Annotated in this window: 11 protein-coding genes; 7 read left to right on the plus strand and 4 right to left on the minus strand. The window is 60.1% G+C overall.

Annotation, left to right across the window (positions count from 1 at the left end):
- Window positions 1-6 precede the first annotated feature (6 nt).
- The 4 genes from FYJ74_RS03430 to FYJ74_RS03445 form a co-directional block, all read right to left on the minus strand.
- Window positions 7-906 (minus strand): ABC transporter permease, encoded by a 900-nt coding sequence (locus tag FYJ74_RS03430; RefSeq protein WP_154528209.1) that lies wholly within the window; start codon window positions 904-906, stop codon window positions 7-9.
- A 14-nt stretch (window positions 907-920) separates the two neighbouring features.
- Window positions 921-1,886, minus strand: coding sequence for an ABC transporter permease (locus FYJ74_RS03435; protein WP_320633453.1), 966 nt, complete (start codon window positions 1,884-1,886; stop codon window positions 921-923).
- 134 nt (window positions 1,887-2,020) lie between these two features.
- Entirely contained in the window at window positions 2,021-3,631 is a 1,611-nt protein-coding gene (locus FYJ74_RS03440) for an ABC transporter substrate-binding protein (protein ID WP_326830858.1), read from the minus strand.
- 297 nt (window positions 3,632-3,928) lie between these two features.
- Window positions 3,929-6,700 carry a translocation/assembly module TamB domain-containing protein gene (locus FYJ74_RS03445; protein WP_154528211.1) on the minus strand — a complete coding sequence of 924 codons (2,772 nt, stop codon included), beginning with the start codon at window positions 6,698-6,700 and terminating at the stop codon, window positions 3,929-3,931.
- A gap of 224 nt (window positions 6,701-6,924) precedes the next feature.
- On the opposite strand from FYJ74_RS03445, the gene FYJ74_RS03450 reads away from it, so the two are divergent.
- The 7 genes from FYJ74_RS03450 to FYJ74_RS03480 all read left to right on the plus strand — a co-directional run bounded on the left by FYJ74_RS03450 (window position 6,925) and on the right by FYJ74_RS03480 (window position 16,042).
- Entirely contained in the window at window positions 6,925-8,274 is a 1,350-nt protein-coding gene (locus FYJ74_RS03450) for an MATE family efflux transporter (protein WP_195838782.1), read from the plus strand.
- 150 nt (window positions 8,275-8,424) lie between these two features.
- Complete coding sequence (locus FYJ74_RS03455; RefSeq protein ID WP_407692117.1) at window positions 8,425-9,483, plus strand: sensor histidine kinase; 1,059 nt, start codon at window positions 8,425-8,427, stop codon at window positions 9,481-9,483.
- On the plus strand, window positions 9,480-10,130 hold the full coding sequence (locus tag FYJ74_RS03460; RefSeq protein ID WP_154528214.1) for a response regulator: 651 nt from the start codon (window positions 9,480-9,482) through the stop codon (window positions 10,128-10,130). Before FYJ74_RS03455 ends, FYJ74_RS03460 begins: the two co-directional genes overlap by 4 nt.
- 442 nt (window positions 10,131-10,572) lie before the next feature.
- Window positions 10,573-11,880: a glycine/sarcosine/betaine reductase component B subunit gene (locus tag FYJ74_RS03465; RefSeq protein WP_154528215.1), complete on the plus strand. Its 1,308-nt coding sequence runs from the start codon at window positions 10,573-10,575 to the stop codon at window positions 11,878-11,880.
- 20 nt (window positions 11,881-11,900) lie between these two features.
- Window positions 11,901-13,217: a glycine/betaine/sarcosine/D-proline family reductase selenoprotein B gene (locus FYJ74_RS03470; protein ID WP_154528216.1), complete on the plus strand. Its 1,317-nt coding sequence runs from the start codon at window positions 11,901-11,903 to the stop codon at window positions 13,215-13,217.
- Window positions 13,218-13,355: 138 nt separating this feature from the next.
- Entirely contained in the window at window positions 13,356-14,918 is a 1,563-nt protein-coding gene (locus tag FYJ74_RS03475; protein WP_154528217.1) for a BCCT family transporter, read from the plus strand.
- A gap of 110 nt (window positions 14,919-15,028) precedes the next feature.
- Entirely contained in the window at window positions 15,029-16,042 is a 1,014-nt protein-coding gene (locus FYJ74_RS03480) for a hypothetical protein (RefSeq protein ID WP_154528218.1), read from the plus strand.
- The last annotated feature ends 56 nt before the right edge of the window (window positions 16,043-16,098 follow it).

The following is a 16,098-nucleotide window of genomic DNA, read 5'->3' on the forward strand; positions in this document are numbered from 1 at the left end:
GGCGCCTCATTTCAGCTTGGGATTCATCTCGTCGCGCAGGAAATCGCCGAGAAGGTTGATGCCGAAGACGATGATCATGATGTACAGCCCCGGCAGGATCGAGACCCACCACAAGCCGCTGTAGAGCACCGTGAAGCCGTCGTTGCAGAGCATGCCCAGCGACGGGCGCGAGATCGGCACGCCCAGCCCGAGAAAGCTCAGCGTCGCTTCGGTGAGGATGAAGCCGCCCACCTGGATCGTGGAGAGCACGACGATGGAAGCGAAGACGTTGGGGAGCACGTGCTTGTAAAGAATGCGCCAGTCCGGCAGGCCGATCACGTGCGTAGCCTCGATGTATTCGCATTTTTTGACGCGCAGCGTTTCGCCCCGCACCGTGCGCGCGTAGCGCACCCAGCCGACCAGCATCAGCGACAGCAGAATGTTGGCGATGCTGCGCCCCAGCATGGACATCAGAAACAGCGCGATCAGCATCGACGGGAACGACAGCTGCACGTCGGCAAAGCGCATGATGAGCGCGTCCACCTTGCCGCCGAAATAGCCCGAGGCCAGCCCCAGCACGATGCCGATGCCGCTGGCCATGAGCGTGCCCAGCAGGCCGATGACCAGCGAGACGCGGCTGCCGTAGACCATGGCGCTGACCATGTCGCGTCCCTGCTGGTCGGTCCCCAGCAGGAACCTGGGGTCGCCGCCCTCCATCCAGAACGGCGGCTTGTAGGCGTCGCCCAGATTCAGCTCGGCCATGTTGTAGGGATTCTGCACCGTGAACTGCGGCCCCACGAGCGCGATCAGGACCACGAGCAGGACGATCGCCGCTCCGGCGATCGCCGTAGGGGAGTGACGGAAATTGTAAAAAAGTTCCGAGTCCAGAAAAGCGCGCCAGCGGCTTTTTTCTTGTGCGTCAGACATTTTTCGTCCTCCTCCTACTGCAAGTCGATGCGCGGATCGATGAAGACGTAGAGCAAATCCACGACGAAATTGATGAACACGAACATCACCGCCACGAACAGAATGTAAGCGGCGATGATCGGCCGGTCGGCGCTGGTGACCGCGTCGATGAGCAGCTTGCCGATGCCCGGCCAGGCATAGATCGTTTCGGTGATCGTAGTGAACGCGATCAGGTTGCCCAGCTGCAAGCCGAAAACCGTCACCACCGGGATCAGCGTGTTCTTGAGCGCGTGGCCGAACAGCACCTTGCGGTTGGGCACGCCCTTGGCGCGCGCGAACTTGACGTAATCCTGGCGCATGTTCTCCTGCATCCCCGCGCGGGTGAGGCGGATGATCGTCGCCACGTTGCCCAGCGCCAGCGTGACGGCGGGCAGGATAATGTGCGCCCAGCCGTCGGCGGTGGCGAGGCTGGTCGTGATGCCGAAGATCACGCCCGTTTCGCCGCGCCCCGAGACGGGCAGGACACCGAGATACAAACCGAAGAAATAGATCATCACCATGCCGATCCAGAACGACGGCATGGAGATCCCGGCGATGGACATGGCCATGACGCTTTTGCTGAAACGGCTCTTCGGGTATGCGCCGGACCATACGCCCAGCGGGATGCCGAGAAAAATCGAGAGCGCCATGGCGACGGCGACGATGTCCAGCGTGGCGGGAAGCCGCTCGGTGATCAGCGCCAGCGCCGGCAGGTGATACATGTACGACTGGCCGAAATTGCCGTCCAGCACGTTTTTGACGAAGATCCAGTACTGCACGTACAGCGGTTTGTCCAGCCCGAGATAAGCCGAAACGGCCGCGATTTCCTCAGGCGTCGCGTTTTCTCTCACCATCAGATAGACGGGATTGCCCAGCACGCTCGTGAGCACGAACACGATCAGCGAGACCACGAGCACGACCAGCACGAGCTGAGTCAGCCTTTTGACGAGAAACTGAAGCACCTTAAAGGTCACCTCCGCGGAAGAAGCCCATTCCGGATCGAAAAAGACGGAAAAAGACTTTCATCAAAGACAGACGGTTCTTTTCGCGTGAAAAGAACCGTCTGCGTTATGGTTGTTTTTCGGGAACCGGAAAATTATTTCTTGAACGTGACGTCCCACGCGTACACGTATTTGTTGTAGCGCGGCGCATAATTGATGCGCGGCCCGACGGCGTACACGTCCATCTGGAAGTGCAGCGGGATGTAAGCCACGTCGTCGGCGGCCAGCTTCCACGCCTGACGGACGATCTGGTCGCGTTTGGCGGCGTCGACGGTCGCCATCGCTTCCTCGACCAGCTTGTCTACTTCGGGATTGCTGTAGTAACCGCGGTTGACGCCGCCCCAGCCCTGTTTGACGTACTCGCCGGGCTTCATCGAGTAGATCATGTCGAGGGCGATCAGCGCACCCTCGCCGCCGGAATCGGCCCAGCCGGTCTGGCACAGATGGGTGTTGTCTCCCGACCTATTGGTCGCGCCGATGTAGGAGAAGAAGATGTTGCGCGACATCAGATTGGGGACGACCTTGATGCCGACCTTTTCGAGGTATGAGGCGCAGGCCGTGGCGATGGCGCCGTCGTTGATGTAGCGGTCGTTGGATGCGTCGAGCGTCACCTGGAAGCGCGTGCCGTCGGCCTGGCGGGGATAGCCCGCTTCATCAAGCAGCTTTTCGGCCAGAGCCGGATTGTAGGCGAGGCGCTCGATCTCGGGATTGTAGCCGTTGTAGCCCTCGGGGCAGTAGGTCGCGGCGGGAAGGGCGAAGCCGTTCATGACCTTCGCCACGATCTCGTCCTCGTTGATGGCGTGGTACATGGCGGCGCGGACGCGCTTGTCGGCCATCGGGTTCTTGCCCGTGGGGGAGACCAGCGGGAACTTGGAATCCTTGCTGGGATTCTCCACGCAGGACGGGTTGAGGTAAATGACGCGCAGGCTGGGCATCTTGACGATGCTGATGTTTTTGTTGCGTTCGATCATGGCGACGTCGCGCACGGGCACGTCGACGATCATGTCGACGGCGCCGGACATCATGTTGGCGGTGCGGGTGCCGGGGTTGGTGATCGGCTTGTAGACGACGTTCTCGGCCTCGGGCTTGTCGCCCCAATAAGTTTCGTTGCGCTTGAAGACGATGCGGTCGCCGCGCACGTGCTCGGCCAGCGCGTACTTGCCGGTGCCGATAGGATGGTTGGCGTTGTAATCGTCGTCGTGGGCTTCGTAGGTCTCCTTGTCGAGGATCACCACGTCCTTGACGTGGGCCAACAGCAGCACGTTGGGCGCCTTGCAGGTGATTTTGACGGTGTAATCGTCGATCTTCTCGCTCTTGTCGATGGTGGCGAACGCGTAAATGAAGGCCGACTTGCCGGCCGTGTTGGCGCGCTCGAACGAGAACAGGACGTCGTCGGCGTTGAAGGCACTGCCGTTGTGGAACGTGACGCCTTTGCGCAGATGGAACGTCCAAACCGAAGCGTCTTCGTTGGTCTCCCAGCTCTCGGCCAGAAGCGGCTGCGGCTTGATCTCCCTGTCCAGGGTCACGAGCGGCTCGAAGACATGTTCCATAATGGCGTTGTTGAGGTCTTCGTTCAGCGAATAGGGATAAAACGAATAAGCGTCGCCCGTCAGGCCGATCGTCACGTCCCGCGGCCCCGCCGCGCAGGCCGTCGAAGCGGCCAGCGCCAGAGCGGCCAACGCATACCACAAAGTACTTTTCTTCACGGCATTTTCCTCCTGTTTAAAGATTGAGTTTTTAAGGACCATCTGAATCATAATTTTTATGGATACAAAATTCAACAACAAAACATAGTGATCGATATGATAATAACAGCTGCTTTTACATTAAAATGTTTGTTGCAGAACTGTCACGCAGATAAGTACTTTTTTCTGACTTCATTTGCCGACAATTTTGCGAAAAGAAGCGCGCCGCGGCAGTCACAGAACATGGGCGGCGGATTCATTTGAATCCGCCGCCCATGTTCTGTGACTGCCGCCTTTTGTTCCGCGGGTGTCCGTCTCTTATTTACCGAAAAGGCTGTTCAACCCTTTTTCGAGCTCTTTGTTGAGCGCATCGTTGAGCTGATCTCTGACGCTGTTTTTGCTGGACCCGCTTTCGGCGCCGCTCTTGCCGGTGAGTTTTTCGGTGAGCTTGTTCACGGCGTCTTCTTTGGCCTTTTCAACGGCGTTCTTGGCCTGGTCCTTGACGTCGGTGACTTTGGCGTTTTCCTGCTGGGCTTCCTTGGCGTCCCAGGTCTTGCCGTTGACTTTGAAACTGCCGATCTTGGGATCGTCGACGGTACCGCCGATGTGGAAGGTCAGGTTGCGGAAGTCGTTGACGCCCCAGCTCTTGCTGGCGCCGGCGATACCGCCGCCGATCAGTCCGGCGATGCCGCCGGCTCCCCCGGTCAGCAGGGCCGCCGCGCCGCCGGCCGCCATCGCGCCGCTCAAGGTCGAAGCTGCCGTGTTCACGAGCATGGCGTTGATGGAGCCGTCGACGTTGATGTTCAGATTGCCGGCGTAGGCAAAGGTCCCGTTGGCCTTGATGTATTGGTAGATGCCGTCGCCCTTTTCGGCGTTGATGACAGTGCCGTCCCTGAGCGTCAGCTTTTCGATGTCGTTGGCGAAGGGGATCTTGGCGTTGGCGTAGGCGATGCCCTTGTTGCCGTGCAGCGCGGCGATGGTATTGATGATAGACTGGTATTCCTTGAACCCGTACATCCTGCCGCCCGCCGAGGAGACGGAACCTTCGCCGTCGAGCGTGAAGGGGCTGAGCTTGCCGGAAGCCTTGTACTCGCCGGTCAGTGTGCCGGTCAGTCCGCCGCCGAGCGCGGGCGCCATCTGATCGATGATGGTTTTGAGCTGGCTGCCCTTCAGGCTGGCGCCGATCGCGTAGGTCATCTTGTTGATGTCCATGCTCGCATTGCCGTCGATCGTTCCGCCGGCGAATTTGGAGGAGAAATCGGGCAGCGAAGCCACCATTTTGGAAAGCTTGACGGAAGACTTGATTTGCTCGAACTTCAATCCCGTGAGCGAGAAAACGGGGATGGAAAGCGAACCGTCGCCGGTGATGTCCGTGTCGGAAAGCTCGCCTTTGAGGCCGCCGCTGAGTTTGCCGGAAGCGCCCAGCGAGGCGGCGCCGAACGTGTTCATCACGCTGCCGAGGTCGATGCCGTTCAGTTTCAGGTCGTAGGTGCCGTTCAGATTTTTGCCGAACTTGAGCACCGAGTCCATTTTGATCGTTCCGTTGGCGACGGCCGCGGACATTTCCTTGAAAGCCAGATTGTCGCTGCCCATGGTGATGGAGCCGTTGACTTTGGTGACGGGCAGTTCCATGAAGACCAGCGAGGCGTTCTTGAACGTCACCGTGCTGCCTTGGAAGGCGACGGGCACGTTGACCTTGTCGATGTTCATGTCGTTCAGCGAGACGCGCTGCGAGTCGATCTTGCCGCCGGCGGCGATGGCGCTCCCCTTGCCCTTGACGGTGAAGGCGGCGTTCACTTTGCCCTTGATGTTTGCCGGCGCCGAAGGCACGATTTTGGGCAGCATGGCGAGGTCGAAATCCTTGACGCTGAAAGCCACGTCGGCCGCCACGTCCTTGCCGCCGGCGTTGACCGTTCCTTTAAGGGTGGCGGGATTGCCGGCGATATTGGAGCCTCCGGAAACGGTGATCAGCCCTTGGCTGTTGAACGCGGCCTTGAAAAGCGTGTCGGTGACGCTGGCGCCGCCGAGCGTGAGCTTGTCGGCCTTGACTTGGGCGTTGCCCTTGAGGGCGTTCACCGGCCCTTCGAGCGCGACGGTGACGGCGTCGACCTGTCCGCTCAGTTCGGCGGGCAGCGAGGGCAGATTCTTGCGCAGAGTTTCGGCGGTGACAGGGCCGTCGGTGTTCATGTTCACTTTGATGGAAGGCGTTTTGCCGCCAAGGTCGGCGAACACCTCGCCTTTGGTGGGAATGCCGATGGCATTGACGGCCAGAGGCACGAGATTGATTTTCATGTCTTTCATCGCGACCGTGGCGCTGGCCGAGACGGGGAAGGCCATGACGGAACCGTCGTCGAAGCTGACGGTGCCCGCTACGGCGGGATTGTCCGGCTCGCCTGTGACGGTCATGTCGGCGGTGACCCGGCCTTTGACGAGGAAGCTTTCCAGCTGGGGAACGAGGGCTGCCAGATCGCCGATCTGCACCTTGTCGACGGCGGCCTTGAGATTCAACGCCGGCGCTACGCCGCCGCTGACGCTGATCGTGCCGTCGGCGGTTTGGACGCTGCCTTTGTCGATTGTCAGTCCGGAAGCGAGGCTGAGCTTGAAGCTGCCCTTCATGGGCAGGCCGTTGAGGGCGATGTCGAAGGCCGCCTCGGCCTCGTCGCCGTCCAGAGTGCCGCCGACTGAATGGAGCTGGAGGTCGTTGAGCGGAACGGCGCTGGGCAGCGTGACTTTCCGGCCCGTGAAGATTTCGGCCAGCTGGAGCAGGTGGGGAATGGTGCTCTTGATGTCGCCCAGTTCTACCCAGTCGAGCGCCACGTTGCCGGTGATCAGCTTGAGCAGCGCCGGATCGACGAAAATTTTGCCGGCCTTGATCAGCGACGTGCCGTCGCGCGTCAGTTCGATGTCGTTGAAGGTGTAGCCTTTGACGGGATTGCCTTGGGCGCCGCCGATGGACACGCCGAGATTATAGGTGTTGGCCACGTATTCGGCGCCTTTCTGAGCGATCCAGCCTGTGCCGACGTCCAACGTGCAGACGGCGACGATGGCCGCCGCGAGCAGGACCGCAATGCCTATGAAAAACTTTTTCATCGGGATTTAACCTCCTCTATTCTGTCGTTTTCGCAACGGCAATGATGGTACGCTTCGCGATTTTGTGCCGGCATTCTTATGCCGGACTCATTATAGCACAGGCTTAGGAAAGAGACGTTTCCGAGCGGAAAATGAACAAGGGACTTCCCGCTTGCATCGTGTAGTGTTTATAAAACAATCGTGTTATCATGAAACAACACATTTGCGAAAGGTGCAGGAAATCAATGGAAAATCGTCGCGAAATGCTGGCGCAGGCACCGCTGCTGCCTTTGCTCGTGAAAATGTCTTTGCCGGCCATGATCGGCATGTTCGTCATGGCCTCTTACAACGTGGTCGACACGATTTTCATCGGCTGGGGCGTCGGCCCGCTGGGCATCGCCGCCACGTCGGTGGCGTTTCCGCTGCAGCTGTTCGTCGGGGCCCTGTCCATGTGGGTAGCGATGGGCACGGCTTCGTTGTCGTCGCGCAAACTGGGCGCGGGGCTTGACGACGACGCCGAGCGGGCGCTGGGCAACGGCTTCGTGATGTCGGTCGCGCTGGGCTTCGCGACGCTGGCTGCCGGAATCGCGTGCCTCGATCCGCTGATCGCCATGATGGGCGCCGACGCGCGGGTGGCGGGTCACGCGCGGCACTATCTCGGCATCGTTTTCCTCGGCAATCCGCTGGTGATCGTGGGCATGCTCTTCAACAACACGATCCGTTCCGAGGGCAACACGCGTTACGCCATGTACTCGATGGTGCTGCCGGCGGTGTTGAACGTTTTTCTCGACCCGCTGTTCATTTTCGGCTTCAAAATGGGCATGGCGGGAGCGGCCTGGGCGACGGTGATCGGCCAGCTGGTGACGCTGCTGTGGAATTTGCGCTACTATCTGACGGGGCGCCGCAGCCTGATCGCCCTGCGCGTCAGCCGCATGCCGCTGCGCTGGGTCATCGACGCCGAGATCCTCGGCGTCGGCGTTTCCGAGTTCGCGCGCCAGGGCGCGCTGACGGTGGCCAACACGATCCTGATGAATCAGATCTCGCGCTACGGTTCGGCGCTGTACATCGCCGCTTACGCGATCATGATGAAGGTCTCGTCGATCGCCGTGATGCCGATCTTCGGCATCGGCCAGGGCATGCAGCCGATCGTGGGCTATTGCTACGGCGCGGGGCTGTACGGGCGCGCCCGCAAGGCCATCGAGATCGCGCTGCTTTCGGCCACGGTCATCACCGTGACGGGCGAAATCATCCTGCTCGGTTTCCCGCACGTTTTCGTGCGCGCGTTCACCGACGACGCCGAGGTGATCCGCCTCACCGTCTGGGGCGTGCGCATCCTTCAGTCTACGTTCGCGATTATCGGCTTTCAGATCGTCGGCACGGTGACGTTTCAGGCGCTGGGGTTCGCCGGGCCGGCGCTGTTTCTGTCGCTGAGCCGGCAGGTGATCTTCTTCATCCCCTCGCTGCTGGTCCTGCCGCGCTTTTTCGGCGTCGCCGGCGTGTTCTTGAGCTATCCCGTGGCGGACGTGTGCGCCTGCTTCGTGACGCTGGCGCTGCTGATCTTCTACCGCGGGCGCTTCAAAAGGCTTGAACGCTGACGGCGCGCCGCCGCTTCACGTATCGCGGCGAAATGAAGATAATGGTTTTCACGATCCCATGGATAAGGCAGATGAGTTAAAATAAATTATAGCGAACATAATGAGAAAATTCAGTCCGGCACGTCCGCGGAGGCCATGATCGTGTATCGGATGCTGTTCGCGCGGACGTTCGACCCGATCGCGCTGTACCGCGTGGAGGAAGGATCGCGCCGCAGCATCACGGCCGACAGGGTGTTTTTCGTCGACGTCAATCCGTCCTACGAGCGCGTCATGAAGGTTCGCCGCCGCGACGTGATCGGCCGCAGCTTTCTTGACGTGTGGCCGATTTCCGAACCGCGCTGGTCGCAGATCATCGTCGATTGTCTGCGTCTGGGCCATTCGGTGCACTGCGAGGGCAACAGCAAGGAGGCCGGCAGCTTTCTCGAGGCGATCGCTTTTCCGTTGCCGCCGGGCATGGCCGCCGTGATTTTTCTCGACAAGACGAAATTGAAGGATGCCGACGAGGCGCTGGACCGCAAAAAAAACGAACTGCGCAACCTGGCCACGCAGCTGACGCTCACGGAGGAAAGCACGCGCCGTGCCATCGCCGCGGATCTGCACGACCGTATCGGCTACGATCTGGTGGCGCAGCTTCACAAGATCCGTGCGCTGCGCGAAAAAGTGCGGCCGGCGCTGGAAGCGGAGATGGCGGCCCTGGAAGCCAACACGGAGAAGTTGATCAGCGAAAGCCGTTCGCTGATCTTCGAGCTCAGCCCCCCCATTCTCAAGGAAGTGGGCATCAATCCAGCCCTGGAGTCGTTGGCCGACAATCTGCTGACGCCGCACGGCATCAAGTGGGAGCTGCGCGCGAAGGGAACGATGGCCGATTTCTGGGCGGACGACGCCGTTTGCGTGATCCTTTACCGCATGGCCCGCGAGCTGCTGATCAACGTGATCAAACACTCCGGAGCGACGCGCGTTACCATCATCGTCAACCGCGGCCCGGGAAAGATCATGGTCGCGGTGGAAGACAACGGCCGAGGATTTCCCGAGAACTTCGACCTCGATCATAACGAGGCGCGCAAAGAAACAAAGAGTTTCGGACTTTTCAGCATCAGGGAACGCCTTGAACCCATCGGTGGGACTCTGAAAATCATTTCCATTCCCGGGAAAGGCGCGACCGTTGCCATGGCCTGTCCGTTGAAGTTGAAGGAAGGGGAGTTCAAATGAGTATTCGCGTACTTCTGGCCGACGATCACGAAATGTTTCTTGAAGGCCTGCAGGAACTGCTCGGCAAAGCGGATGACATCGAGCTGGCGGGGTTGGCCCGCGACGGCGCGGAGGTCGTCGCGGCGGCGGAGCGCCTGCAGCCCGACGTGGTGCTCATGGACATGACGATGCCGCGGCTGAACGGCATCCAGGCGACGCAGAAGATTGCCGCCGGCTCGTCCGGCACGAAGGTGCTGGTGCTGTCCATGCACGGCGACAAGAATCTGATCGTCGAGAGCCTGAAGGCCGGGGCCCGCGGCTACGTACTGAAAGAGTGTTCGTCGCAGGAGCTGTGCCTGGCCATCCAAACCGTCGCGAACGGGCAGTATTACCTGACGCCGACGATCCTTTCGACGCTCATCGGAGATTATCTGCGCCTGACCGAGAGCGAGGCCCAGTCCTCGAACTGCCCGCTGTCGGACCGAGAGCTGGACGTGCTGAAGCTGCTCGTCAACGGCTGCAATGCCAAACAGATCGCCGAACAGCTCAGCATCAGCAAAAACACGGTGGACACTCACCGCCGCCACATCCTCGACAAGCTTGGCTGCAACAGCATGGCCGAGCTGACGCGCTACGCCATCCGCGAAGGCTATCTCGACCTCAGCTGAAACGCCGTCTCCGCTCGCAAAGAAAAAGAGGGACACGGCCGTCACGGCGGAACGCAAGGAGAAAATCGGAAACAGCGTCGCCTGTGCGGCAGACAACGAACCATCATGAGAATTTCGTCAGGAAACAACGGCAAAGAGCCGCCTCGCATCGATCGAGGCGGCTCTTTGTGCATGTTCCACGTGGAACATTTTGACCGGGAACGGGGGATAAAACACGTTGAGCGACGCCGTCGAATTATCGCGAGCGACGCGTCATAATTTTTACTACGGACATTTTCACATTTTTCATTATGGAAGTCATTCATTCTTTTTCATTATAATCCAATCGTGAAAAGCAACGCAGAGGGAATGGAGTGACCGGGCTGAGATCGTTCGGTCATCTCGAAGGGGCATCGGAGGGGATTTGATTCCCGCGAATCTTGAAGAAGGAGTGATTTCAGTTATGAGACTTGAAATCGGAGCCTTTCATGTGACCGACATCAAGTTCGGCGACCATACGGGCTACAGCAAGGGCATTCTCACCGTCAACAAGGAAGAACTGCTCAAGGTCGTCAAGGAAGACGAGCACATCACCACCGCCGATCTGAAGATCGTACATCCCGGCGACGAAGTGGTGCTCTGCCCCGTCAAGGAAGCGCTGGAAATGCGCTGTAAAGTATCCGGCGGCCACGGGATCTTCCCCGGCGTGCTGTCCGAGATGGAGATCGCCGGTTCCGGCCGCACGCATTGTCTGCAGGACTGCTCGCTGCTCGTCGTCGGCGAACATTGGGGGGGATTCCAGGACGGTCTGATCGCCATGGGCGGCAAGTATCAACATCACACCATCTTCGGCGATATGCCCAATCTGGTGCTGGTGGCCGACACCGACGAAGAGTTCGAAAAGCGTGAGCAGCAGAAGAAAAACCACGCCCTGCGCTGGGCCGGCATGCGCCTTGCCGAATACGTTGGCCAGTGCGTGAAAGATCTCGAACCCGAGAACATCGAAGTCTACGACCTGCCCGCCCTGAACGAACGCGGCCCCGAAGTGGACAAGCTGCCCCGCGTGGTTTATCTGCTCCAGCCGCAGACCCAGATGGAGACGATGGGCTACAACACGCTGATCTACGGCTGGGACGGCAACCACATCCTGCCCACCTTCATGCATCCCAACGAGCTGCTCGACGGCTGCATGGTGTCGGGTTCCTTCATGCCCACGTCCTCGAAAATCTCGACCTACGAGTTCGCCGTCAATCCGATGATCAAGAAGCTCTACGAGCAGCACGGCAAGACCATCAATTTCCTCGGCGTCGTCATGTCCACGCTGAACGTGAAAATGGACGAAAAGGTCCGCTGCGCCAAGATGGCCGGTCAGATCTGTTCCTCGCTCGGCGTCGACGCCGCGGTCGTCGTCGAAGAAGGGTACGGCAACCCCGACGTCGATTACACCGCCATGCTGGTCGAGCTCGAGCGCCTCGGCATCAAGACCATCGGCCTGTCGGACGAGTGCACCGGCCGCGACGGCGCGTCTCAGCCCCTCGTCTCCATGAATCCCGCCACCGACGCGCTGGTGACCACCGGCAACGTCTCGCAAATGTACGAGTTCCCGAAGATGGAAGTGATCGGCGAGCTCGAAGCGCTGGCCCGCGACGGAAACTCCGGCGGCTGGGAAGGCTGCATCCATCCCGACGGCTCCTTCGTGATGGAAAACAACGGCATGTTCTGCGCCAACCACATCAGCGGCTACTCCAAGAGAACCTGCGCTGATTTTTAAATCGGGGAGGCAAAAATAAAATGCTGAAAGCGATTCACTACATCAACCAGTTCTTCGGCCAAGTCGGCGGCGAAGACGCGGCTGACGCCAAGCCCATTTTCCACGACAATCTCGTCGGCTGCTCGATGATGCTGAACCAGATGGTGAAGCCCGACATCGAAGTCACCAACACCATCGTCTGCGGCGACAACTACATCACCAACCACACCGACGAGGCCCTGAAAGAGATCTTCGCCTGGCTCGACACGAAGAAATTCGACATCTTCTTCGCCGGTCCCGCCTTCATGGCCGGACGTTACGGCGTCGGCTGCGGCATCATGTGCAAGGCGGTGGCCGAGCGCTATCACGTGCCCGTGATCACCTCCATGAACGAGGAGAACCCCGGCGTCGAAGAGTACAAATCCGTGTGCTACATCTTCAAGGGCGGCCGCAAGGCGACTTTCATGAAGGACGACGTGACCGCCATGGCCGCGTTCGCCAAGAAGATCGCCAAGGGCGAAGAGCTTCTGCCCGCCGCTCAGGAAGGCTATTTCCCCCGCGGCATCCGCGCCGAGATCCCTCAGCCCGACGGGCGCATCGCCGCCGATCGCGTCATCGACATGCTGCTCAAGAAGCTCAAGGGCGAGCCGTTCCAGACCGAGCTGATCATTCCCAAGATGGAGAAGATCCCCCCCGCCCCCGCGCTCAAGGATCTGTCTCACGCCACCGTCGCGCTCGTTTCCTCCTCCGGCGTCGTGCCCGTGGACAATCCCGACCGCATCCAGAGCGCTTCCGCCCAGAAGTGGGGCAAGTACGACATCTCCAAGCTCGACAACCTGCCCGAGGGCGTGTTCAAGACGATCCACGCCGGCTTCGACCCCGCCGCCATGTGCCACATTCCCGATCGCGGCATCCCTGTGGATGCTATGCGCTACTTCGAGAAGCAGGGCAAGATCGGCAAACTCTATGATTATTACTATGTGACTGTTGGCACCGGCACGACCCAGGCTTTTGCTGCCAAGTTCGGCAAAGAGATCGCCGCCGAGCTTCACGCCGCCAAAGTCGACGCCGTCGTGCTTACCGCCACCTGAGGCACGTGCACTCGTTGCGGGGCAACGATGGGCAAAGAAATCGAAAAAAGCGGTATTCCCGTGGTCGTGATGTGCAATTTGATTGACGTGGCCAAGACCGTCGGCGCCAACCGCATGGTCCAGACCGTGTCCGTTCCCTATCCGCTGGGCGATCCCGAACTGAGCGCCGAAGCCGAGTGGCAGCTGCGCACCAGCCGCGTCGAGGCGGCTCTGAACGCTCTGGCGACGGATATTACCGAACCGACGGTGTTCCCCTCCAAGTTCTGATCTGACGGAACGGCGGAGCGAGATTCTCTCGACAAGAGACAAGGCAGTAGGTTCGAGGGGCTGAAAGGACGTTTTTCAAACGCGAATTTCAGCCCCTTGTTTTAAATGTTCCTTCCCATTGTGAAAGGAGTCACTTGAATGTCGGACAAAGTTTCACGGAATCCTCTCGACCACGGCCGGCTTGACTGGTCAGGCTGCGTTGATACCAAGAGCAACGCGGTTTATTACGTTTCGATATTGATCACTTTTGCGGCAGTCCTCTGGGGGCTGCTGTCGCCCGATTCCTTCGGCACTTTCGCCAAGTCGCTGTTCAACGGCCTGACGACTTATTTCGGCGCCGGATACATGTTCTTCATGAACGTTTTCGTCATCTTCTGCCTCTTCATCGCTGCCGGCCGTTTCGGCAAAGTCCGCCTGGGCAAGGCGGAGGACCGCCCCGAGTACAGCAATCTTGCCTGGTTCGCCATGCTGTTCTCGGCCGGCATGGGGGTGGGGCTGGTGTTTTACGGCGCCGCCGAGCCGCTGATTTATTTCACCAATCCGCCCTTTGGCGCAGCGCCCGAGTCCGTTCAGGCCGCCCGCGACGCGCTGCAGATCTCCTTCTTCCACTGGGGGCTGCACCCCTGGGCAGGTTACGCCGTTATCGCCATGCCGCTGGCCTACTATCAGTTCCGCTACAACGCGCCCGGTCTGATCAGTTCGATCTTCATCCCGCTGGCCGGAGAGAAGGCCGTCAAGGGGACGTTCGGCAAAATCGTCGACATTCTCGCCACGTTCGCCACGCTGGGCGGCATCACCACGTCTCTGGGCCTTGGCACGCTGCAGTTGAACTCGGGCGCCAACACCGTCTTCGGACTGCCCAAGACCACGTTCGTTCAGGTCGTCATCATCGCGATTCTTGCCGTGCTTTACACCGGTTCGGCCGTGCTCGGCATCAAAAAGGGCATTTCCAAGGTGGCCGATTTCAACATCCGCGTGTGCTTCATCCTCATGGCCCTGATGTTTATCGTCGGCCCTTCGCTGCCGATCGTCGAGTCTTTCATGACGGGTATCGGCGATTTCCTCAGCGGCTTGGTCGAAGAGAGCTTCATGATGGATCCCTACGGCGCCGGGTACCAGAAGCATCTCGCCAACTGGACGCTGTATTACTGGGCCTGGTGGATCGCCTGGGCGCCTTTCGTCGGCGCTTTCGTGGCCCGCATTTCCCGCGGCCGCACTATCAGCGAGTTCATCGCCGGCGTTCTGATCGTTCCCGCGCTCGGCAGCGCGGTCTGGTTCGCCATCTTCGGCACTTCGGCGCTGCATCTGGAGCTGGTCCAGCACGTCAAGATCGCGGCGGAGGTCATCAAGGACGTTTCCGTCGGCGCCTTCGAGCTGTACAAGCACTATCCTCTCGGCACCGCCATGTCTTACGGCATGATCGTGCTGATCACGACGTTCTTCGTCACTTCGGCCAATTCGGCCACGTTCGTTCTGGCCGCGTACTGCCAGCACGGCACCAGCGATCCGTCCAAGGCCAAGATGGCCATCTGGGGCGTCCTCATGGGCGCTCTGGCCGTCGTGCTTTTGACCACCGGCGGCCTGATCAACATTCAGACCATCTCGTTGTGCACGGCGCCTCCGTTCGCGTTCATCATGTTCTTCTCCTGCTGGGGCTTTTGGAAAGCCCTCAACGCCGACGAGCGGAACGGGCGTCTGTAAATCTCTTCAATTCAAGCGTGAAAAAACGGGCGCCTTTTTGCGAAAAAAGGCGCCCGTTTTGTAAAATTGTCATGGGAAAATTATTTCTCCTAAACGGAGGAGGAACGATCATGGAATCTTCGATCCTTTTGTTTTCTCCCGAATTTCCCTGCTGGGACGAGGAGACGGTGCGGCTGGCCGGCGACGACCCCTCGTCGCTGGCCGGGATGCTTGAAAACGGCGAGCTGGCGCGCCGTGGCGGCGGCTATGTGCTGACGCCCAAGGGCGAGGCGGCGCGGCGCGAGCTGGCGCGGTCGACCGGCGTTCCGGCCGCGGACATGGACGCGCCGACGGACGACGAGGCGCGGGCGCGCCGGGCACTGGAACACAACCGCATGTGCCAGCTGCTCGATCGTGCGTTCCGTCAGCAGTGGGGCGTCAAGGAAGTCACTCATCGCGAAACGTTCCCCGTCGTGCCGTGTCTGCCTGACGATCGGTATTTTGCCTTCGAGGGCGAGCGCGTCAGGGCGATCTGGCCGCAGCATCCGCTCGTCGAATCGTTTACGGAGGCCTTTCCGAATTGGGGCGTGGGGGCGCGCGGCCTGCCCGCTCCCGGCCAGGCGGGGCTTGATGCCTGGGCGAAAGAAAACGCTGCGCCCGCGGGAACGCTGACGATCGACTTCGTGCTGCGCAGCCGTTACGATTTCAACCATTACAAGGGTTTTGAGCCTATGGCGTCGGATCGCTTCGGGTTTTATAACGTCGATCTGCTGTTCGCCGTGAAATGCGGCGACGATCCCCGGAAGCTGCTGCCGCTGATCGGGCGGCTGCACGTCTTTTTGATGGAGCAGCGGCGCGTGTACGTCCCCGGCTGGTACGATCTCGACGCCGAGGAGCAGGAGGACTGGACGCTGCTGGCTCTTGTCACCGACGCCGAAGCGCAGCTGGCGGAGCTGACGGCGACGCTGCGGCGTTGGGGGCGCGATCTGATCGAGCCCTGCCGCCCGTTTTACATCCTCGGTACGAGCATCGAACGCCTGCGCGCGCAGAAAGAACCGAAAGACACCCTTTACGACTGGTTCCAGGAGGAGACCGTGCGGATCCTGCGCCCCGACGTGGACGATCAGGAGGATCTGTTGGGCTGACAGCAGAACAAATGAAGCGAGTGCGACGACATTGCCGTCGCACTCGCTTCATCATT

The organism is Pyramidobacter porci, from assembly GCF_009695745.1.
Lineage (GTDB): Bacteria > Synergistota > Synergistia > Synergistales > Dethiosulfovibrionaceae > Pyramidobacter > Pyramidobacter porci.

Bases quoted from the DNA above. Each gene is read 5' to 3' on its own strand.
- FYJ74_RS03450 (WP_195838782.1), top strand. From the start codon at position 6,925: ATGGAAAATCGTCGCGAAATGCTGGCGCAGGCACCGCTGCTGCCTTTG.
- FYJ74_RS03430 (WP_154528209.1), bottom strand. From the start codon at position 906: ATGTCTGACGCACAAGAAAAAAGCCGCTGGCGCGCTTTTCTGGACTCG.
- FYJ74_RS03455 (WP_407692117.1), top strand. From the start codon at position 8,425: ATGCTGTTCGCGCGGACGTTCGACCCGATCGCGCTGTACCGCGTGGAG.
- FYJ74_RS03465 (WP_154528215.1), top strand. From the start codon at position 10,573: ATGAGACTTGAAATCGGAGCCTTTCATGTGACCGACATCAAGTTCGGC.
- FYJ74_RS03475 (WP_154528217.1), top strand. From the start codon at position 13,356: ATGTCGGACAAAGTTTCACGGAATCCTCTCGACCACGGCCGGCTTGAC.
- FYJ74_RS03445 (WP_154528211.1), bottom strand. From the start codon at position 6,700: ATGAAAAAGTTTTTCATAGGCATTGCGGTCCTGCTCGCGGCGGCCATC.
- FYJ74_RS03460 (WP_154528214.1), top strand. From the start codon at position 9,480: ATGAGTATTCGCGTACTTCTGGCCGACGATCACGAAATGTTTCTTGAA.
- FYJ74_RS03480 (WP_154528218.1), top strand. From the start codon at position 15,029: ATGGAATCTTCGATCCTTTTGTTTTCTCCCGAATTTCCCTGCTGGGAC.